We start from the raw sequence: 18,859 nt of genomic DNA, 5'->3' as shown, positions 1-18,859 counted from the left end.
GCCCTGTGAGGCTCGAGGATCTGCGGGGCCGTACGGCGGTCGTGACCGGCGCAGGCAGCGGAATCGGGGAGAGCGCCGCGCGGCATGCGGCCTCGCTCGGAATGAACGTGGTGCTCGCCGACGTCGCGGCCGAACGGTTGGACGCGGTCGCCGCGGATCTGCGGGCCGGTGGCGCCGCCGTGCTCGCGGTGCCGACCGACGTGCGCCACGCGGCCGCCGTCGATGCGCTCGCCGATTCCGCCTATGCCGAATTCGGCGAGGTGACGGTGCTGCTCAACAACGCGGGTCTCGAATCGCTCGGTTTCACGTGGGAGGTGCCCGCCGACGAGTGGCGCCGGGTGATCGACGTGAACCTGCTCGGTGTCTTCCACGGCATCCGGTCGTTCGTGCCGCGGATGGGTGCCGACCCGCGCCCGTCGCACATCGTCAACACGTGCTCGGTCGGCGGCATCGCGATCACTCCGCGGATGACGGCGTACGCGGCGTCGAAGCACGGCGTGCAGGCGCTCACCGAAAGCGTGTATCTCGAGTGCGCCGAGGCGTTTCCGCAGATCGCGGTGTCGGTGTTCAGCCCCGGACAGGTGGCGACCCGGATCTTCGAGGACGCGCCGGTGCACGAGCAGACCGCCGCCGACGCCGGATTCTGGCGCGACCAGATCCGGGAGGGCATGGGTCCGGACGAGGCCGCGAAACTGCTGTTCGACGGCATCGCCCGCGACGACTTCTGGATCCTGACGCACCCCGAGGCGTTCGAGCGTCTCGCGTCCAAACGCGCCCGGGTGCTGAGCGAGAAGCTGCGCCCGGACGCGCTGTTCGACGGGCGGAACTGACCACCTGGCCCCGGGAAACAGCGAAGGCCGTGTTCGGGTGAAGTGCCCGAACACGGCCTCGATCTGCGTCAGTACGAGTGGAACCAGCTGCGGTCGCGTCGAACCGCCGCCTCCGGCCGGTGCGCGTTCCGCCATCCGGGCGGTGTGCGTCGATACCGCACCGTGTAGTGGCCCGCCACGTGTGCGCGCCGCGTCTCGGTGTCGGTGGAGGACGGCGAGGGTGCCAGCGGGAGGACGGCGACGGTGCCAGCGCCCCGTCGGTGTTCCCGATGGGGCGCCGGCACGTTCACCGGCCGAGCGTCAGCACTCGTGGATCACGAAGCCCTTGTAGCCGGATTCGGCAACCTCGCCGATGATCTCGCGGTAGGCGGAGAAGCCTCCGAGGAAAGGCATGAAAACCCTTGGGCGGCCGGGGATGTTGGCACCGAGGTACCACGAGTTCGCGGTGTTCAGCAGCGACGCCTCGGCGCGGGTGCGGCATTCCTCGACCCAGCCGCTGACCGCTTCGGGGGTGCCCTCGATGGCGGTGGCCCCGCGGTCGTCGAGGTAGGCGATCGCGTCGGCGACCCAGTCGACGTGGAGTTCGGAGTGCAGGACCATGTTTGCAAGCACCGACGGGCTGCCGGGTCCGGTGAGGTTGAAGAAGTTGGGGAAGCCGTCGATGCCGAGGCCGAGGTAGGTCTCGGGGCCGGCGGCCCACTTCTCCTTGAGGCTCTGTCCGCCGCGGCCGACGATGTCGAGCTTCTCGAGCGAGCCGGTCATGGCGTCGAATCCGGTGGCGAGGACGATCGCGTCGAGGTCGTAGTGGTCGTCGGTGGTGTTGATGCCGGTCTCGTCCATGCCGACGATCGGCGCGGCCTTGAGGTTGACCAGTTCGACGTTGTCGCGGTTGTAGGTCTCGTAGTAGCCGCTGTCGGTGACGATTCGCTTGGCGCCGATCGCGTGATCGTTCGGGATGAGCAGTTCGGCGATCGCGGGGTCGTCGATGACGGTGCGGACCTTCTCCTCCCAGAACTCGCGGGCGGTGTCGTTCGCGGCCCGGTCGGTGAGCTGGTCGGCGAAGGTCTTCGAGTAGAGGACGCCGCCGAGCTTCCAGCGCTCCTCGTAGGCGGCGCGGCGCTCTTCCTCGGATGCCTCGAGTGTCAGTTTGGGGTGCGCACGGTGCGGGGAGCCGCCGCCGCTCTCCCGTGACAGCCGGCGGCGCTCGGCGTAGGTGGCCTTCTGCTCGGCGCGGGTGGCGTCGTCGAGGGCGGCGTTGCCGGCGGGGACGCTGTAGTTCGCGGACCGCTGGAAGACGAACAGCTTCTCGGCCTGTTCGGCGATGTGGGGGATCGACTGGATGCCGGACGATCCGGTGCCGATCACGCCGACGCGCTTGCCGGTGAAGTCGACGCCGGTGTGCGGCCACTGCGCGGTGTGGAAGACGTCGCCGGCGAAGGTGTCGAGGCCGGCGAAGTCGGGGGTGTTGGCGTTCGACAGCGGTCCGGCGGCGACGACGAAAAAGCGCGCGGAGACGACGTCGCCGCGGTCGGTGCGCACGGTCCAGCGCAGGGTGTCCTCGTCGAGGGTGGCGGAGGTGACGCGGGTGTCGAACCGGATGTCGCGGCGCAGGTCGAAGCGGTCGGCGACGTGGTTGATGTAGGCGAGGATCTCGGGCTGGGTGGCGTACTTCTCGCTCCAGTCCCACTCCTGCTCGAGTTCGGGGGAGAACGAGTACGAGTAGTCGACGGACTCGACGTCGCAGCGCGCGCCGGGGTAGCGGTTCCAGTACCAGACGCCGCCCACGCCGGAGGCGGCCTCGAACGCGCGGACCGTCAGGCCCTGCTGACGGAATCGGTGCACGGCATACACGCCGGCGATGCCTGCGCCGACCACGACGACGTCGAACCGGGCGGTGACGTCGGTTGCCGAATCCTGTCCGTTCACTTCAATGTCCTTCCACGAGCGTGAATCGTCCGGGCCCGGAATCGGACCGGATGTCACGGTTCTCGTGACGAATTCACGCTATGGCGGGGTGAACTGCCAGGTCACCGGGCCATCCCACCCAGCGGGTCGCCACCTGGGGCGGGAACCGCCGCTGTGTGGCGAAATCGGCGTCTTGCTGGGGAGATGCGTCAGAGGCGCCGAAGGGCGGGCTCCCACCACGGGGGACTACGCCGCGGCGTGGGCGTCGGTGCGGGTCGAACCCGGAGACGGGTCCGCGGCGGTGTCACTGCGGAGGACGCCCGAGAAGTGTCCGGTGCGCCGAAGGGTGCCGAGACCACAATTCGCGCAATAGGATTGGCCCGAGATCGGTTGGAAATCCGTGGTGCACTCACGGACGCCCGGGCATCCGTGAGTGCACCCAGTGGGTCAGCGCCAGAGGGTGTCGACGTCGGTGGCCTCGCTGGCCGGCGGGGTCGGCAGACCCGGCTGGGTGCGGGAGAACCGCGGCGCCGGGCGGTGCTGGACCACGTTGTCGAGCTCGACGAGGGAGCCGCGCGCGGCGATGTGCGCGTTCGCGGGGGCCTCGGCGAAGGTGAGCACCGGGGACGTGCAGGCGTCGGTGCCGTCGAAGATCGCCGCCCACTCGTCGCGGGTCTTCGACAGGAACGTCTCGGTGAGGACCTTCCGCAGTTCCGGCCACCCGTCCCGGTCGTTCTGGCCGGGCAGCGACGCGGGATCCAGTTCGAGCAGCCGCACCAGTTCCGCGTAGAACTGCGGCTCGATCGCGCCGACCGCCATGTACTTGCCGTCGGCGGTCTCGTAGGTGTCGTAGTAGGGGGCGCCGGTGTCGAGCATGTTCACGCCGCGCTCGTCCGACCACAGTCCGGTGCCCCGGAAGCTCCAGATCATGTGCGAGAGGGCGAGGGTGCCGTCGACCATCGCGGCGTCGATGACCTGGCCCTGGCCGGAGGTCTGGCGCTCGACGAGTGCGGCGAGGATGCCGAACACCAGGAACATCGAGCCGCCACCGAAGTCGCCGACCATGTTCAGCGGCGGCACCGGGCGCTCCCCGTTGCGGCCGATCGCGTGCAGCACCCCGGTCAGCGAGATGTAGTTGATGTCGTGGCCGGCGGCCTGGGACAGCGGGCCCTCCTGGCCCCAGCCGGTCATCCGGCCGTAGACCAGCCGCGGGTTGCGCTCGAGGACGACGTCCGGGCCCAGGCCCATCCGCTCGGTCACACCGGGACGGAAGCCCTCGATCAGCACGTCGGCCCGCTCGAGCAGCCCGAGGACCTTCTCGATGTCGGCGGGGTCCTTGAGGTTCGCCTCGACGACCCGGCGACCACGCTGGATCTGGCTGCGGCGGCCGCCCGCGGGCGGAATCTGTCCCGGCCGCTGGACGCACACGACGTCGGCGCCGAGGTCGGCGAGCAGGGTCGCCGCGTGCGGTCCCGGCCCGAGGCCCGCGAACTCGACAACCCGGATTCCGGCGAGCGGGCCGCTCTTGCTGGTGTGGTTCTCTGCGGTCACGATTCTCCTAGATTCGTCGGGGCGTCCTACCGTGCTTAACTCCCGCTAAGTTAACGCGTGGCGGGCGCGAGGTGTGCCCGGGGTCACCCCTGATGCGATGCTTGCCCTCACCGGGCGGGGGGCGCACAGTGAATCCATGACGTTTCCCGGTTCCCTCGTGGCCTTCGTGCCCAGCACCGACCTCGACGTCTCGGCGATGTTCTACGTCGAAACCCTGGGCCTGACCCTGCGGGAGCGGACACCGTTCGCGCTCGTCCTCGACGGTGGGGGTGGTGTGCCGCTGCGCGTGACGCTGGTGCAGTCGACGCCCGACATCGGGTACACGGTGCTCGGCTGGCAGTGCGAGGACCTCGACGCCACCGTCGACGACCTGCGCAGCCGGGGCATCGAGTTCGTCGACTACCTGGGCATGGACCAGGACGCGCACGCCGCGTGGCGGGCCCCCGACGGCACCCGCATCGCCTGGTTCCGCGACCCGCACGGCAACGTGCTGTCGCTGCACCAGGAGTCCTGACGGGCCGTGCACCGTTCCGGTGGCCCCGGCCACCGACAAGGCGGCAGTCGCCTACACCTGCCCGGCGACGAAACCCGCAAGCAGGACGGCGAATCCGCCGACCTCGCCGACGATCAGCGCCCCCATCGCCAGGTGTAGTGGTGCGCCGGCGTGCGCGAACTGGTTGTCGGTGTCGCGCCGGACGCCGTGCAGGACGTAGCTGCCGATCGCGGTCACGAAGAAGAAGACCACCACTGCGGCGGCCGTCAGGTTCACCCACGTCGCCCACGCGCTGAGTTCGACGAACACCGCGATCAGCAGGGTCGCGAACGAGTACAGCAGCGCCGCCCGGTGCGCGATGTCGACGTACGGGTGCGCGAGATGCGATGGCGACGTCGCCATCTGCCGGTACTTCCACACCCCGAGCCCGAGTGCCAACAGGAAGATCAGCCCGGCGGCCAGCAGCGTCAGGGTGGTGTCGATCCCGATTTCCATGGGCGTCATTGTGGCGTGGCCCCAACGGCCGTCGTCCGATGCGGCCGGATCGCGGTGTGGCACAGTGACGCCCGTGAGCGTGGGTGGAGAGATCCTGGTCGGACTGGCGATCGTGGTCGGGCTGGTGGGCATCGTGCTGCCGATCCTTCCCGGGGCGCTGCTGGTGCTCGGCGCGATCGCGGTGTGGGCGATCGCCGTTGGCACCGCCACCGGGTGGATCGTGTTCGGTGTCGCCGCGCTGCTTCTCGTTGTCTCCGGCGTGGTCAAGTACACGTGGCCCGGGCGCCGGATGCGCGACGCCGGGGTGCCGAACCGGTCGCTGGTGATCGGTGCGCTCGTCGGCATCGTCGGGTTCTTCGTCGTCCCGGTGATCGGTCTGCTGCTCGGGTTCCTGCTCGGCACCTACCTGTCCGAGGCGCAGCGGCACCGCACGCACGCCGACGCCTGGCGTTCGACCGTGCACGCGACCAAGGCCGTGGGACTGTCGATCCTCGTCGAACTGCTCGGCGCGCTGCTGGCGGCCGGGGTGTGGCTCGGCGCGGTGATCCTGGTGTGAGGTGTCGCCGAATGCGGTGGGATGCATCGGCGTTCCGAAGTTCGGCCATCGTGGGCGGGGCGAGGTGTCGCCGACATCCGTCGGCACGAGACCGCGGCGTCCGCGATACTTGTACCGCAGGTGCCAACCGTCAACCGAGCCCTCAGGAGGCACTCGATGGCCCGCAGGGTCGCGACGACGACGCGTGTGGAGCGTGACGAGATGCTCGGCTTTCTGCGGGGCCGCAGCAACGCGGTGCTGCTGACGACGCGTGCCGACGGCTCACCGCAGCTGAGCCCCGTCACCTACGGCGTCGATGCCGCGGGCCGGGTGCTCGTCTCGACCTATCCCGATCGTGCGAAGGCGGTGAACCTGCGGCGCCGGCCGGCGGCGTCCCTGATCTCGCTCGGAGCCGATTTCGACGACGCGTGGATTCAGGTCGACGGCACCGCCGAGGTCGTCGATCTGCCCGACTCGGTCGAACCGCTGGTGGAGTACTACCGGTCGATCGCCGGTGAGCACCCGGACTGGGACGAGTACCGTGAGGCGATGACGCGTCAGGGCAAGTCGCTCGTGCGTCTGACGATCACCCGATGGGGGCCGATCGCGACCGGCGGGTTCCCGCCGCATCTCGCTGCGGGCTGATCGCCTCAGATGCGGTAGAACGTGCGGGCGTTGCCGCCGAGGACCGCGTCGAGACCGTCGCCCACGGCCTCGGTGATGATCTCGAGGTCATTGCGTTCGAACGCGCGACGGGCGCGGGTACCGGGCAGGTCGGTGCCGAACATCAGCGCGGTCGGGTTGACGGCGTGGATGCGGCGCAGCGCGTCGCCGACGTCGTCGATGGTGGCGCGGCCGAAACCGGTGGCCTTCACCTTTGCCCCGCGGTCGACGAGGTTGAGCAGGTACGGCAGCCCTCGGGTCGACATGCCGAGGTGGTCGATGCTGACGGCGGGCAGCTTCTTGAACACCGGCTCCAGCGACAGCAGCAGTGAGGCGTCCACGTAGAACTCGGCGTGCCAGCCGACCAGCTCCCAGGCCCGAAGCGCCTGGGTGGTCAGCAGTTTCACGTCGGTGGCGCTGCGCCGCAGGTTGAACCGCACCGCCCGGACCCCCGCCCGGTCGAGCGCGAGGATGTCCTCGTCGGTGGCGTCCGGTTCGAGATGCGTGACGCCGACCCAGCCGGGACCGAGTTCCTGCAACGCCGCGATCAGGTAGTCCTGGTCGGTGCCCTGGTACGACGCCGTCACGACCGCGCCGCCGTCCACCCCGAAGCCGGCGACCCGGGCGCGGTAGTCGGCGATGGTGAACGGCTCCGGCAGGTAGCCGTGATTCTCGACGAGCGGGAACCGCGGGTCGATGATGTGCACGTGGGCGTCAAACACAGGTGAAGAATGCCTTGCCGATCACACGAGCGTGGCGCCCGGGTACCCGGACGCCACGCTCGTGAAGGTGTGGACTACTGCTGGGACGCGCGGAGCATGTCCTCGCGTTCGACGACCTTGATGCGCTCGCGGCCGTGCGGCTCGCCGAGGCTGCGCTCGTGGGCGTCGAGCCGGTACCAGCCGTCCCAGGTGGTGTACGGCAGCTTCTTGGCGTCGAGGAACTCGATGACGGCGCTCTCGTCGGGGCTGGCGGCGCCGGCGAAGGACGGGGCGTCGGCGAGGAGGTTCGCGACCGTCTCGTTGGCGTCGCCCTTGGTGTGGCCGATGAGGCCGACCGGCCCGCGCTTGATCCAGCCGGTGACGTAGGTGCCGGCGATGTGCGTGCCGTCCTCGTCGATGACGCGGCCCGCCTCGTTGGGGATGGTCCCGGCCTGGTCGTCGAACGGCAGCTTGGCGATGTTCTGCGACAGGTAGCCGACCGCGCGGTAGACGGCGGTCACGTCCCAGTCGTTGAACTTGCCGGTGCCGCGGACGTTGCCGGTGCCGTCCAGTTCGGTGCGCTCGGTGCGCAGGCCGACGACCTTGCCGTCCTCGCCGAGAACCTCGTGCGGGGACTCGAAGAAGTGCAGGAACAGCTTGTGCGGGCGGTCGCCGACGTCGCGGATCGCCCAGTCCTGCAGGGTGTTGGCGACCATGTCGACCTGCTTGGACGCGCGGCGGGCGGCCTCGGAGCCCTCGTCGTAGTCGATGTCCTCGGGATCGACGATGACCTCGATGTTGGGGGAGTGGTCCAGTTCGCGCAGTTCGAGGGGCGTGAACTTGGCCTGGGCGGGACCGCGGCGACCGAAGACGTGGACCTCGACGGCCTTGTTGGCCTTGAGGCCCTCGTAGACGTTGGCCGGGATCTCGGTGGGGAGCAGTTCGTCGCCGGTCTTGGCGAGCACGCGCGCGATGTCGAGGGCGACGTTGCCGACGCCGAGAACGGCGACCTTCTCGGCGTCGAGCGGCCAGGTGCGCGGGACGTCCGGGTGGCCGTCGTACCAGGACACGAAGTCGGCGGCGCCGTAGCTGCCGTCGAGGTCGATGCCGGGGATGTTCAGGGCGCGGTCGGCGTTGGCGCCGGTGGAGAAGATGACCGCGTCGTAGAAGGTGCGCAGGTCGTCGAGCGTGATGTCGGTGCCGTAGTCGATGTTGCCAAGCAGACGGACCTGCGGCTTGTCGAGGACCTTGTGCAGGGCCGTGATGATGCCCTTGATGCGCGGGTGGTCCGGGGCGACGCCGTAGCGGATGAGTCCGAAGGGAGCGGGCATGCGCTCGTAAAGGTCGATGCTGACGCCGCGACCGGCGGCGGTGTCGGACTTCATGAGGGCATCGGCGGCGTAGATGCCGGCCGGACCGGCGCCGACGATGGCCACCCGGAGCGGACGATTCTGGTCAGTCATCTCGAAAGAACTACCTTTTCGACTAGCGGACGGACGGTTCGGTGTGCGGGCCGTATCGCGGAGCGTGCGCCGTGGGACGAACCGGTGCCCACCCAGTTTACTGAGCCGTACCTAACCCATGTGTGCAGGACCTCTACCGGACCCTCGATTGTCGATACTCCGCCCTCGCGCCGTTCTTCGCTAGGGCACCCTTCCTTGAGGGGCCACAAGGCGCGTTTGTGGCCCTCATTTTCGTCGCGTCCGGCCACCCCCGGCAACCATTGCGCTCACCTCAGATTCGAACCCTGGCGTCACCGATTCGGCCGGGGTCGAATGCCCACCATGTCCGCGACGCTCGATCGGGGCGCGCCGGACACCGCAGCGCCTCGACTCCGTGAACCCGGCCCCTCCCGCCGGCCCGGCCTGCGCCTGGCCCGCACCTTCGGGCTGCCGCTGGTGTCGGTTCTCGTCTTCCTCGCTGTGTGGCAGGTCGCCGCGGCGAGCGGGTGGTGGAGCGAGGTGTTCGTCCCCTACCCGGCCACGGTGTGGCGGGCCGCCGTCGACGCCTCCACCACGCACGACGGCGTCCGCGGCTACCAGGGCCACCTGCTGTGGGAGCACGTCTACATGACACTGCGCCGGGTGGCCGCCGGTGTGGTGATCGGCGTCGTCGGCGGGGTCGCGCTGGGGCTGGCGATGGGCACCGTCGGCTGGTTGCGGCGCGTCCTCGAACCCTGGCTGACGTTCCTGCGGGCCCTGCCGCCACTGGCCTACCTGTTCCTGCTCGTCATCTGGCTCGGCATCGACGAGGCGCCGAAGATCGCGCTGCTCGCGCTCGCCGCACTGCCCCCGACCGCCGTCGCCACCACCACCGCCGTGCTCGCCACGCCCGTCGGGTTGGTCGAGGCGGCCCGAGCGCTCGGCGCGTCCCGGCCGCAGACGGTGCGGGACGTGGTGCTGCCCGCCGCCCTGCCCGAAACCCTCACCGGCATCCGGCTCGCCGTCGGCATCGCCTACTCGTCGGTGGTGGCCGCCGAACTGTTCAACGGCCTGCCCGGCGTCGGCGGCATGGTCAAGGACGCCTCGAACTACAACAACACCCCGGTCGTGCTGGTGGGGATCTTCGCCATCGGCCTGTCCGGGCTCGCCATCGACGCCCTGCTCCGTGTCGTCGAACGGCGCGCGGTCCCCTGGCGGGGCAAGCAATGAGAGAGGAACACATGAAGACGATCGGTCGTGTCCGCCGGGCCCTGACCGCGGCGGCGACGGTGACGCTTGCCGCGCTGTCGGTCGTGTCGTGCTCGGTGGACGGCAACTCCGACGGCGGCGACAGGCCCGTGATTCGTGTTGGCTACCAGACCTTTCCGAGCGGCGACCTGATCGTCAAGAACAGTGGCTGGCTCGAGGCGGAACTGCCCGACTACACGATCAAGTGGACGAAGTTCGACTCCGGCGCGGACGTGAACACCGCATTCGTGGCCGGCGAACTCGACTTCGGGGCGCTCGGCTCGAGCCCCGTCGCTCGCGGGCTGTCCGATCCGTTGCGGATTCCCTACCAGGTGGCGTGGATTCTCGACGTCGCCGGTGACAACGAGGCCCTCGTCGCCCGCAACGGCACCGGTGTCGCGAAGGTCGAGGACCTGCGCGGCCGCAAGATCGCCACCGCGTTCGCCTCGACCGCGCACTACAGCCTGCTCGCCGCCCTGGACCGGGCCGGATTGTCGGCGGCGGACGTCCAGTTGATCGACCTGCAGCCGCAGGCGTCGCTGGCGGCGTGGCAGCGCGGCGACGTCGACGCCGTCTACACGTGGTTGCCGACGCTCGACGAGATCCGCAAGGGCGGCACGACCCTGGTCACCAGCCGCGAACTCGCCGAGGTCGGGAAGCCGACGCTCGATCTCGCGGTCGTCGCCACCGGGTTCGCCGCCGAGCACCCCGACGTCGTGGACACCTGGCGTCGCGCACAGGCCCGCGCGCTGACGACGATCGCGGCGGATCCGGCCGCCGCCGCGAAGGCCGTCGCCGCGGAGGCGGGGATCACCGCGGACGAGGCCGCGTCGCAACTGACGCAGGCGGTGTTCCTCACGCCCGAGCAGGTCGCGTCTCCGCAGTGGCTGGGCACCGACGGTGCGCCCGGCAACCTGGCGAACAACCTGCACTCGGCGGCGCAGTTCCTCGCCGAGCAGAAGCAGATCCCGTCCGCCCCCGAACTCGCGGACTTCCAGGACGGGTTGTACGTGACGGGGCTGCCCGGTGTTCTCGCACGCTGATCCCGTGAGTCCTTCCGGCCCCCAGACGGGCCAGAAGGAATCACGGGCGGCGGAGCCGCGGATCCGGCTGACCGACGTCCGGCACGACTACGGGTCGGTCGCCGCGGTCGGGCCGCTGTCGCTGGACGTGCCCGACGGCGAGTTCCTGGTGCTCGTCGGGGCGTCCGGCTGCGGAAAGAGCACCCTGCTTCGGCTGATCGCCGGGTTCGAGGAGCCCACCGAGGGCCGGGTTCTGGTGGCCGGTGCCGCCCCCGCCCCGGGTACCGGCGCCGGTGTGGTGTTCCAGCAGCCGCGGCTGTTCCCCTGGCGGACCGTCGGCGGCAACGTCGACCTCGCCCTCGACTACGCGGGTGTGCCGCGGGCGCAGCGTGCCGGGCGCCGGGCCGAACTGCTGGCCCGGGTGGGACTCGACGGGCTGGCCGACCGGCGCATCTGGCAGATCTCCGGCGGCCAGCAGCAGCGCGTCGCGATCGCCCGTGCCCTCGCCGCCCCGACGTCGCTGCTGCTGCTCGACGAGCCGTTCGCCGCCCTCGACGCGCTGACCCGCGAGCAGCTCCAGGAGGACCTGCGGGCCGATGCCGCCCGCTCCGCCCGCACCAGCGTGTTCGTCACCCACAGCGCGGACGAGGCGGTGTTCCTCGGGTCGCGGATCGTCGTCCTCGGTGCCCGCCCGGGTCGGATCGCGCTGGACCTGCCCGTCGATCTGCCGCGCACCGGTGTCGACCCGGACGAGCTGCGCGGCTCGGCGCGGTTCGCCGAATTGCGTTCTCGGGTGGGGCAGGCGATCAAGCAGGCAGCCGCGCCGTCGGCCCGCTCCGGCACTTGTGAAAAACTGGGTTCATGAGCTACGCAGGCGACCTCACCCCCCAGCAGGCATGGGACCTGCTGCGCGAGCATCCCCGGGCTGTCCTGGTCGATGTCCGCACCGATGCCGAATGGCGCTTCGTCGGTGTCCCCGACACCGCCGAACTCGGTCGCGAACTGCTGACGATCGAGTGGGTGTCCTACGACGGCACCCGCAACGCCGACTTCGTCACCCAGCTCCAGGAAGCCGGCGTCACCGGTGGCGAGGACGCCGAGGTCATCTTCCTGTGCCGGTCGGGGCAGCGTTCCATCGGCGCCGCGGAGGCGGCGACCGCGGCAGGCATCGGCCCGGCCTACAACGTGCTCGACGGGTTCGAAGGTGGCCTCGACGAGGGCGGTCACCGCGGGGGTGCCGGCTGGCGTGCCGTCGGACTCGCGTGGAGGCAGTCGTGAGCAACATTCCCAGCGGCGGCGCGTTCTCGCGGTCCCTGCCAGACTCGGTGCGACCGGCGACGCTCGGTGTCCGCGGCGGCACCCTGCGCTCCGGTTTCGAGGAGACGTCCGAGGCGATCTACCTCAACTCCGGGTTCGTCTACGAGTCCGCGGAGGCCGCGGAGCAGGCGTTCACCGGCGAGGTCGACCACTTCGTCTACTCCCGGTACGGCAACCCGACGGTGAAGATGTTCGAGGAGCGGCTGCGGCTGCTCGACGGCGCGGAGGGCTGCTACGCCACCGCGTCCGGCATGTCTGCGGTGTTCACCGCGCTGGCCGCCCTGCTCGGCAACGGCGACCGCCTCGTCGCGGCCCGCAGCCTGTTCGGTTCGTGCTTCGTGGTGTGCAACGAGATCCTGCCGCGCTGGGGCGTCGAGACGGTGTTCGTCGACGGCGAGGACCTCGACCAGTGGGAGCAGGCGCTGTCGGTGCCGACCACCGCGGTGTTCTTCGAGACGCCGTCCAACCCCATGCAGACTCTCGTCGACGTCCGCAAGGTCTCCGAGATGGCGCACGCCGCGGGCGCGAAGGTGGTGCTGGACAACGTCTTCGCCACCCCGCTGCTGCAGCGCAGCCTCGACCTCGGCGCCGACGTCATCGTGTACTCGGGCACCAAGCACATCGACGGCCAGGGCCGCGTCCTCGGCGGCGCGATCCTCGGCCCGCAGGACTACATCGACGGACCGGTGCAGCAGCTGATCCGCCACACCGGTCCGGCACTGAGCCCGTTCAACGCACACACCCTGCTCAAGGGGCTCGAGACGATGCCGCTGCGCGTCCGGCACTCCGTCGACAGCGCGCTGCGGATCGCCCGGTTCCTCGAGGCCGACGACGCGGTCAGCTGGGTCAAGTACCCGTTCCTCGAGTCGCACCCGCAGTACGACCTCGCGACGTCGCAGATGAGCGGCGGCGGCACCGTGGTGACCTTCGAGCTGGCCGCCGCCGACGGCGAGGGCAAGAAGAAGGCGTTCGAGCTGCTGAACAAGCTGCGGGTCGTCGACATCTCCAACAACCTCGGCGACGCCAAGTCGCTGATCACCCACCCGGCGACCACCACGCACCGCGCGATGGGACCGGAGGGACGTGCCGCGATCGGGCTGTCCGACGGTGTCGTGCGGCTCTCGGTCGGGCTCGAGGACCCGGAGGATCTGCTCGAGGACCTCGCGCAGGCGCTGCGCTGACGCGCTCGCACCGTGGGCTAGGCTGCGGATGCCCTGACCGTTCGTCGGGGTATCCGCAGCGTCACGCTGAAGCCGGTGCGAGTCCGGCGCTGTCCCGCAACTGTGAGCCCGGCCCGGCCCGGGTGAGCCAGGTCAGCCGGCGCCGCGGGCACGAACTGGTCCTCGGACGAAGGACGGTGTCGGGCGGCAACCTTCGCGGTTCGCGGCCGTGCTGCCCTCGTCCTCCGAGCCACGGAGGATGGCTGTGATCCACACTTCCCGCCGGTTCCTCACCGCAGGAATCGCCGCGTTCGCCCTGCTGGTCGCCGGCTGCGGCAGCAGCGACGAGGGCACTTCCGGTGACGCCGCGGCGGACACCCCGCAGGCCATCGTGTCGCTGAGCCCGACCTCCACGGAGATGCTCTACGCGGTCGGCGCGGGCGATCAGGTGGTCGCGGTCGACGACCGGTCCGACTACCCGGCGGGGGTGCCCGTCACCAACCTGTCCGGCTACACCCCGAACGTCGAGGCGATCCTCGGGTACGAACCGGACCTCGTCGTCGCGACCGACGACAACGGCGGCCTCGTCGCCGGGCTCGAGAAGGCCGGCGTCCCGACGCTGCTGCTGCCCGCTGCCCGCACCCTCGACGACACGTATGCGCAGATCGAGCAGGTCGGTGCCGCGACCGGCCACGTCGCCGAGGGCGCCGAGCTCGTCTCCCGGATGCGGACCGAGATCGACGACATCGTCGCGGCCGTGCCCCCGCGGGAGGTGCCGCTGCGCTACTACCACGAACTCGACGACACCTTCTACACCGTCACCGATGACACCTACATCGGCCAGATCTACGCGATGCTCGGCCTCCGGTCCATTGCCGCCGGTGGTGGTGACGGCTATCCGCAGCTGTCGGCCGAGTACATCGTCGAACAGAACCCCGACGCGATCTTCCTCGCCGACGGGGAGTGCTGCGGCGTCACGCCCGAGGCGGTCGCGAAGCGGGCGGGCTGGGGCGAGCTCACCGCGATCCGCGACGGGCACGTCCACGTGCTCGACGAGGACCTCGCCAGCCGGTGGGGACCGCGCGTGGTGGACCTGGTGCGTGAGCTCGCCGGGATCGTGAACGGCATCCCCGCAGACCGGCCCGCCGCCCCGCCCGCCCGGTGATCACCGCGCCGCGCAGCCGCGCGCTCCTGCTGGGTGGCGCGGCGCTCGTCCTCGTCGCGGCGATGCTCGTGGGCATCCTGGTCGGTCCCGCCGGGCTCACGCCGCGCGGCGTGCTGCTCGACATCCTCGACAGGGTGCCGTTCGTCGACGTCGACTCCGGGCTGACCACCCGGCAGCAGGCCATCCTGTGGAACATCCGAATGCCGCGTGTCGTGCTCGGTGCGCTGGTTGGGGCGATGCTCGCGATCGCAGGCGCCGCCTACCAGGGCGTCTTCCGTAACCCGCTCGCCGATCCGTACCTGCTCGGCGTGTCCAGCGGCGCCGGGCTCGGCGCGACCCTCGCGATCGTCGTCGGCGGCGCCGCGGGGTTCGCCGGAGTGCCCCTCGCCGCGTTCGCGGGTGGCCTGATCGCCGTCGCAGCGACCTACGCGCTGGGGCGCACGGTGGGCAGCGGACGCACCGAGGTCGTCGTCATCCTCGCCGGTGTCGCGGTCGCGGCGTTCGCCAACGCCATCCAGACGTTCTTCATGCAACTGCACGACGACACGTTGCGTCAGGTGTACTCGTGGATGCTCGGGCGGCTCTCGACCGACGGGTGGTCGGAGGTGGTGACGGTGCTGCCGTACGTCGTCGTCTCCGTCGCGATCATCGCGCTGCACCGCCGCACCCTCGACGTCATGGCCGTCGGTGACGTCGAAGCGGGGAGCCTGGGAATCAACGCCGCCCGGGTGCGGATGGTCCTGGTGTGCGTCGCGACGCTCGGCACTGCCGCGGTGGTCTCGGCGAGTGGACTGATCGGATTCGTCGGCATCGTGATCCCGCATGCCGTACGGCTGCTGGTCGGTCCCGGGCACCGTCTGCTGTTGCCGTTGTCGCTGATGGTGGGCGCGGCGTTCCTGGTGCTCGCCGACGTCCTCGCGCGGACCGTGATGGCGCCGGCGGAGCTGCCGATCGGCGTGGTCACCGCCGCGATCGGCGCCCCGTTCTTCCTGCTGGTGCTGAGACGGGGGCGGACGACGTGATCACTTGCCGCGGCCTGCGAGTCGACCTCGGCCGGACGACCGTCCTCGACGGCGTGGATCTGACGGTGGCGCAGGGGGAATGGGTCGCGATCGTCGGCCCGAACGGTGCCGGCAAGACGACCCTGCTGCACGCGCTGGCCGGGCTGGTGCCCGCGACCGGCGAGGCGAGGGTCGACGGTCACGACCCGGCCCGGACGCCGCGGCGGGTGATGTCGCGGACGGTGGCGCTGATGCCACAGCGGCCCGTCGTCCCGGAGGGGGTGAGCGTGCACGAGCTGATCACGCTCGGTCGCACCCCTCACCTGTCCCGGTTCGGCACCGAAACCCCCCACGACCGCGAGATCGTCGACGACCTCCTGGACCGACTCGAACTGCGCGCGCTGGCCTCCCGGGCCGTGACCGCGCTCTCCGGCGGTGAACTGCAGCGAGTGGTGCTTGCCCGGGCGCTGGCGCAGCAGCCGCGGGTGCTGCTGCTCGACGAACCGACCAGCGCCCTCGACATCGGGCACCAGCAGCAGGTGCTCGACCTCGTGCAGGCGCTGCGCCTGGCGGACGGGCTGACGGTGGTCGCGGCGATGCACGACCTCACCCTCGCGGGCCAGTACGGGCGGCGGGTGGTGATGCTCGCCGACGGCGGCGTCGTCGCGGACGGCACCCCGGCCGAGGTGCTGACCGCGGAGCGGATCGGCGCGGTGTACGACGCGCGGGTCGAGGTCCTCGACCGGCCCGGCGGCCCGGTGGTGCTGCCGGTGGGACCGCCCGGGGGAGCGTCCTGATGGAGGTCGTGCTGCTCGGCACCGGTGCCGCCGACGGGTGGCCCAACCCGTTCTGCCGCTGCGCGTCCTGCCTGACCGCGTTGCGGCGCGGCGAGGTTCGGGCCCAGACCGCCGCGCTCGTCGACGACGTGCTGCTGCTCGACTGCGGGCCGGAGGTACCGCGCGCCGCCGCGCACGCGGGGAGGTCGCTGTCCGGGGTGCGGCATCTGCTGCTCACCCACTCGCACCCCGACCACACCGGACCGCTGGCGCTGCTGATGCGGTCCTGGGTGGTGCGCGAGGAACCCCTCGACGTGATCGGGCCGCCGGAGGCGCTGGACCTGTGCCGGGACTGGGTCGGCCCCGACGACCCGGTGCGGTGGATTCCGATCGCGCCGGGGGAGGCGCTGCGGGTCGGCGAGTACACGGTGCGGGCGCTGCCTGCCGCGCACCGGGTGTTTCGCGACGGCGACGCGGTGCTGTACGAGATCGCGGGTCCGGACCGTCGGAAACTGTTGTGGGCAACGGACACCGGACCGCTGCCCGCCGCGACCCTGGACGCGGTGCGGGGCGCCCGGTACGACGTGGTGTTCCTCGAGGAGACCTTCGGCGACCTCGTCGACCACGAACCCGACCACCTCGACCTGCACACCTTCCCGCGGGCGCTGGCCGCGCTGCGCGAGGCCGAGGCGGTCGTCGAGGGCACCGACGTGATCGCCGTCCACCTGAGTCACCACAACCCGGTCGACTTACCGGACCGTTTGCGGCCCTGGGGCGTTCGGGTGCTCGACGACGGCGCAACCGTCGCGGTGGGTGCGGTGACGGCGCGTCCGGACCGACCTCGGCGGACCCTCGTGCTCGGCGGCGCCCGCGCGGGCAAGTCCACCCACGCGGAGCGTCTGCTCGCCGACCGTGACGATGTCACCTTCCTGGCCACCGGCGGACCTCCCGGCGACGACGCGGAGTGGGCGGCCCGGATCGCCGCGCACCGGGCGTCGCGTCCCGCCTCCTGGCGCACCGTCGAGACCGACGACCTCTGCGGGGCGCTGGGGTCCGCGACCGGTCCGGTCCTCGTGGACTGCCTCGGCACCTGGCTCACCCGCCGGATCGACCGCCACGGCGCGTGGGACGACGAATCCGGTTGGGTGGCAGTGCAGGCCGACGTCGAAGCCCTTCTCGTCGCGTGGCGCACGGCGACGGTGCCCGTCGTCGCGGTGAGCAACGAGGTCGGCAGCGGCGTCGTCCCGGCGACGCCCTCCGGCCGCCGCTTCCGCGACGCCCTCGGCCGGCTCAACGCCGCCGTCGCCGCCGAGTCCGAGTCGGTGATCCTCGTCGTCGCAGGACGCCCGCTCCCGCTCCGCTGACGCGCCGCTCGCCCCTCCCGCCGGTGGGGCGCAATGTCACAGTGTGCTCGTTGGGTGCGCACGATGTGACATTGTGCCCACCCCGGGGTGGGGGTCAGGCGGCGGTGAACGGGTCCTGGGTGCGGCCGACGAGTTCGGCGACCGAGTTCAGCACCAGTGTCGGGCGGTAGGGGAACGCCTCGACGGTCTCGCGGCTGGAGATGCCGGTGAGCACCAGGATCGTCTGCAGGCCCGCCTCGAGGCCGGAGACGATGTCGGTGTCCATCCGGTCGCCGATCATCAGGGTGTGCTCGGAGTGGGAGCCGATCGCCCGCAGCGCCGAGCGCATCATCAGCGGGTTCGGCTTGCCGACGTAGTACGGCTCGCGGCCCGTCGCGCGGGTGATCAGCGCGGCCACCGAACCGGTCGCGGGTAGCGAGCCGTCACGCGAAGGGCCGGTGGCGTCCGGGTTGGTCGCAATGAACCGGGCACCGCGCTCGACGAGGCGGATCGCGGTGGTGATCGCCTCGAACGAGTAGGTGCGCGTCTCGCCGAGCACCACGTAGTCGGGATCGTTGTCGGTGAGCACGTACCCGATGTCGTGCAGCGCGGTGGTCAACCCGGACTCGCCCACGACGTAGGCGGTGCCGTTCGGCCGCTGATTGTGCAGGAAGGTCGCCGTCGCGAGGGCGGACGTCCAGATCGACTTCTCCGGGATGTCCAGGCCGGACTGCAGGAGTCGTGCCCGCAGGTCACGCGGGGTGCGAATCGAGTTGTTGGTGAGCACGACGAACGGAGTTCCGGACTCCTGCAGTTCCGAGAGGAACGCGTCGGCGCCCGGTACCAGGTGCTCCTCGTGCACCAGGACCCCGTCCATGTCCATCAGATACGTCCAACCGGGGGTCTTCTCGTCGGTGTTCGCCATGGCCCCATTGTGCGCGCCCGGAGACCCGCACGTCGGCTCGGACGCGCCGGATGTCGCACGGCACACATTCGTCCCCGCCATTCGGATCAGCCCGAACGCAATAGGTGACCGCGGGATCTGGTTGCGGGACAGTACAGCTCGAGTGTTGACCATCAAGAGCGACCGAGAGACCCGGATCGACGACGTCGCAGCAACCCCCCCGAGTGTGGGTGCGGGTGCTACCGCCGGGACCGATGGACTCCGCGACAGGGCTGCGACGAGCGCCCGGTCCCGACCCGTGAAAGGCTTCTCGATGTCCGACTTCGGAG

At 70.8% G+C, this 18,859-nt stretch carries 19 protein-coding genes and 2 riboswitches; of the genes, 13 read left to right on the top strand and 6 right to left on the bottom strand.

All coding sequences use genetic code 11. The annotated features are described in order from the left end of the window. Window positions 1–5 precede the first annotated feature (5 nt). The gene (locus ACWDUM_RS26885; protein WP_450114691.1) at window positions 6–830 is read left to right on the top strand and encodes an SDR family NAD(P)-dependent oxidoreductase; all 825 of its coding nucleotides are present in this window, start codon (window positions 6–8) and stop codon (window positions 828–830) included. A gap of 300 nt (window positions 831–1,130) precedes the next feature. On the opposite strand, the gene ACWDUM_RS26880 is transcribed toward ACWDUM_RS26885, so the two are convergent. Together ACWDUM_RS26880 and ACWDUM_RS26875 are read right to left on the bottom strand one after the other, a co-directional pair. Continuing rightward, window positions 1,131–2,756: a flavin-containing monooxygenase gene (locus tag ACWDUM_RS26880; protein ID WP_450136355.1), complete on the bottom strand. Its 1,626-nt coding sequence runs from the start codon at window positions 2,754–2,756 to the stop codon at window positions 1,131–1,133. A 426-nt stretch (window positions 2,757–3,182) separates the two neighbouring features. Then, on the bottom strand, window positions 3,183–4,286 hold the full coding sequence (locus tag ACWDUM_RS26875; RefSeq protein ID WP_450136354.1) for a CaiB/BaiF CoA transferase family protein: 1,104 nt from the start codon (window positions 4,284–4,286) through the stop codon (window positions 3,183–3,185). 136 nt (window positions 4,287–4,422) lie between these two features. On the opposite strand from ACWDUM_RS26875, the gene ACWDUM_RS26870 reads away from it, so the two are divergent. Beyond that, window positions 4,423–4,800 carry a VOC family protein gene (locus ACWDUM_RS26870; protein WP_450114694.1) on the top strand — a complete coding sequence of 126 codons (378 nt, stop codon included), beginning with the start codon at window positions 4,423–4,425 and terminating at the stop codon, window positions 4,798–4,800. Window positions 4,801–4,851: 51 nt separating this feature from the next. Here ACWDUM_RS26870 and ACWDUM_RS26865 read toward each other — a convergent pair whose 3' ends face one another. After that, window positions 4,852–5,274 (bottom strand): hypothetical protein, encoded by a 423-nt coding sequence (locus tag ACWDUM_RS26865; RefSeq protein WP_450136353.1) that lies wholly within the window; start codon window positions 5,272–5,274, stop codon window positions 4,852–4,854. A 73-nt stretch (window positions 5,275–5,347) separates the two neighbouring features. Between ACWDUM_RS26865 and ACWDUM_RS26860 the strand changes: the two genes are divergently transcribed. After that, entirely contained in the window at window positions 5,348–5,830 is a 483-nt protein-coding gene (locus ACWDUM_RS26860) for a DUF456 domain-containing protein (protein ID WP_450136352.1), read from the top strand. Window positions 5,831–5,986: 156 nt separating this feature from the next. Next, window positions 5,987–6,454, top strand: coding sequence for a PPOX class F420-dependent oxidoreductase (locus tag ACWDUM_RS26855; RefSeq protein WP_450114697.1), 468 nt, complete (start codon window positions 5,987–5,989; stop codon window positions 6,452–6,454). Window positions 6,455–6,459: 5 nt separating this feature from the next. On the opposite strand, the gene ACWDUM_RS26850 is transcribed toward ACWDUM_RS26855, so the two are convergent. After that, complete coding sequence (locus ACWDUM_RS26850; protein ID WP_450114698.1) at window positions 6,460–7,194, bottom strand: amidohydrolase family protein; 735 nt, start codon at window positions 7,192–7,194, stop codon at window positions 6,460–6,462. A gap of 74 nt (window positions 7,195–7,268) precedes the next feature. Then, a complete protein-coding gene (locus ACWDUM_RS26845) occupies window positions 7,269–8,636 on the bottom strand; it encodes an FAD-dependent oxidoreductase (RefSeq protein WP_450136351.1) in 1,368 nt (455 codons plus the stop codon). Window positions 8,637–8,957: 321 nt separating this feature from the next. Between ACWDUM_RS26845 and ACWDUM_RS26840 the strand changes: the two genes are divergently transcribed. From ACWDUM_RS26840 to ACWDUM_RS26800, 9 genes are all read left to right on the top strand, one after another. Beyond that, window positions 8,958–9,824 (top strand): ABC transporter permease, encoded by an 867-nt coding sequence (locus tag ACWDUM_RS26840; protein WP_450114700.1) that lies wholly within the window; start codon window positions 8,958–8,960, stop codon window positions 9,822–9,824. An 11-nt stretch (window positions 9,825–9,835) separates the two neighbouring features. Then, window positions 9,836–10,885 (top strand): taurine ABC transporter substrate-binding protein, encoded by a 1,050-nt coding sequence (locus ACWDUM_RS26835; RefSeq protein WP_450136350.1) that lies wholly within the window; start codon window positions 9,836–9,838, stop codon window positions 10,883–10,885. A 4-nt stretch (window positions 10,886–10,889) separates the two neighbouring features. Then, on the top strand, window positions 10,890–11,729 hold the full coding sequence (locus tag ACWDUM_RS26830) for an ABC transporter ATP-binding protein (RefSeq protein ID WP_450136349.1): 840 nt from the start codon (window positions 10,890–10,892) through the stop codon (window positions 11,727–11,729). Continuing rightward, window positions 11,726–12,142 (top strand): rhodanese-like domain-containing protein, encoded by a 417-nt coding sequence (locus tag ACWDUM_RS26825; RefSeq protein WP_450136348.1) that lies wholly within the window; start codon window positions 11,726–11,728, stop codon window positions 12,140–12,142. Before ACWDUM_RS26830 ends, ACWDUM_RS26825 begins: the two co-directional genes overlap by 4 nt. Next, entirely contained in the window at window positions 12,139–13,362 is a 1,224-nt protein-coding gene (locus tag ACWDUM_RS26820) for an O-succinylhomoserine sulfhydrylase (protein WP_450114704.1), read from the top strand. The genes ACWDUM_RS26825 and ACWDUM_RS26820 overlap by 4 nt, the downstream gene beginning before the upstream one ends. Window positions 13,363–13,430: 68 nt before the next feature. Beyond that, window positions 13,431–13,497: riboswitch (cobalamin riboswitch) on the top strand. A gap of 103 nt (window positions 13,498–13,600) precedes the next feature. Next, window positions 13,601–14,506 carry an ABC transporter substrate-binding protein gene (locus tag ACWDUM_RS26815; protein ID WP_450136347.1) on the top strand — a complete coding sequence of 302 codons (906 nt, stop codon included), beginning with the start codon at window positions 13,601–13,603 and terminating at the stop codon, window positions 14,504–14,506. 62 nt (window positions 14,507–14,568) lie between these two features. Next, complete coding sequence (locus tag ACWDUM_RS26810; protein WP_450136435.1) at window positions 14,569–15,528, top strand: FecCD family ABC transporter permease; 960 nt, start codon at window positions 14,569–14,571, stop codon at window positions 15,526–15,528. Beyond that, window positions 15,525–16,304, top strand: coding sequence for an ABC transporter ATP-binding protein (locus tag ACWDUM_RS26805; protein ID WP_450136346.1), 780 nt, complete (start codon window positions 15,525–15,527; stop codon window positions 16,302–16,304). The genes ACWDUM_RS26810 and ACWDUM_RS26805 overlap by 4 nt, the downstream gene beginning before the upstream one ends. Next, window positions 16,304–17,647 (top strand): bifunctional adenosylcobinamide kinase/adenosylcobinamide-phosphate guanylyltransferase, encoded by a 1,344-nt coding sequence (locus ACWDUM_RS26800; protein ID WP_450136345.1) that lies wholly within the window; start codon window positions 16,304–16,306, stop codon window positions 17,645–17,647. The genes ACWDUM_RS26805 and ACWDUM_RS26800 overlap by 1 nt, the downstream gene beginning before the upstream one ends. A gap of 94 nt (window positions 17,648–17,741) precedes the next feature. Here ACWDUM_RS26800 and ACWDUM_RS26795 read toward each other — a convergent pair whose 3' ends face one another. After that, window positions 17,742–18,551, bottom strand: a complete 810-nt coding sequence (locus ACWDUM_RS26795; RefSeq protein WP_450136344.1) for an HAD-IIA family hydrolase — start codon at window positions 18,549–18,551, stop codon at window positions 17,742–17,744. 146 nt (window positions 18,552–18,697) lie between these two features. After that, window positions 18,698–18,791: riboswitch (SAM riboswitch) on the top strand. Window positions 18,792–18,859 lie beyond the last annotated feature (68 nt).

Source organism: Rhodococcus sp. NPDC003322, from assembly GCF_053589555.1.
The sequence above is the reverse complement of the archived record's forward strand: the minus strand, read 5'-3'. Positions and strand labels throughout refer to the sequence as shown.

Coding starts and splice junctions, on each gene's coding strand:
- ACWDUM_RS26870 (WP_450114694.1), top strand. CDS start 4,423: ATGACGTTTCCCGGTTCCCTCGTGGCCTTCGTGCCCAGCACCGACCTC.
- ACWDUM_RS26865 (WP_450136353.1), bottom strand. CDS start 5,274: ATGGAAATCGGGATCGACACCACCCTGACGCTGCTGGCCGCCGGGCTG.
- ACWDUM_RS26855 (WP_450114697.1), top strand. CDS start 5,987: ATGGCCCGCAGGGTCGCGACGACGACGCGTGTGGAGCGTGACGAGATG.
- ACWDUM_RS26845 (WP_450136351.1), bottom strand. CDS start 8,636: ATGACTGACCAGAATCGTCCGCTCCGGGTGGCCATCGTCGGCGCCGGT.
- ACWDUM_RS26840 (WP_450114700.1), top strand. CDS start 8,958: ATGTCCGCGACGCTCGATCGGGGCGCGCCGGACACCGCAGCGCCTCGA.
- ACWDUM_RS26835 (WP_450136350.1), top strand. CDS start 9,836: ATGAAGACGATCGGTCGTGTCCGCCGGGCCCTGACCGCGGCGGCGACG.
- ACWDUM_RS26825 (WP_450136348.1), top strand. CDS start 11,726: ATGAGCTACGCAGGCGACCTCACCCCCCAGCAGGCATGGGACCTGCTG.
- ACWDUM_RS26815 (WP_450136347.1), top strand. CDS start 13,601: ATGGCTGTGATCCACACTTCCCGCCGGTTCCTCACCGCAGGAATCGCC.
- ACWDUM_RS26810 (WP_450136435.1), top strand. CDS start 14,569: ATGCTCGTGGGCATCCTGGTCGGTCCCGCCGGGCTCACGCCGCGCGGC.
- ACWDUM_RS26800 (WP_450136345.1), top strand. CDS start 16,304: ATGGAGGTCGTGCTGCTCGGCACCGGTGCCGCCGACGGGTGGCCCAAC.
- ACWDUM_RS26795 (WP_450136344.1), bottom strand. CDS start 18,551: ATGGCGAACACCGACGAGAAGACCCCCGGTTGGACGTATCTGATGGAC.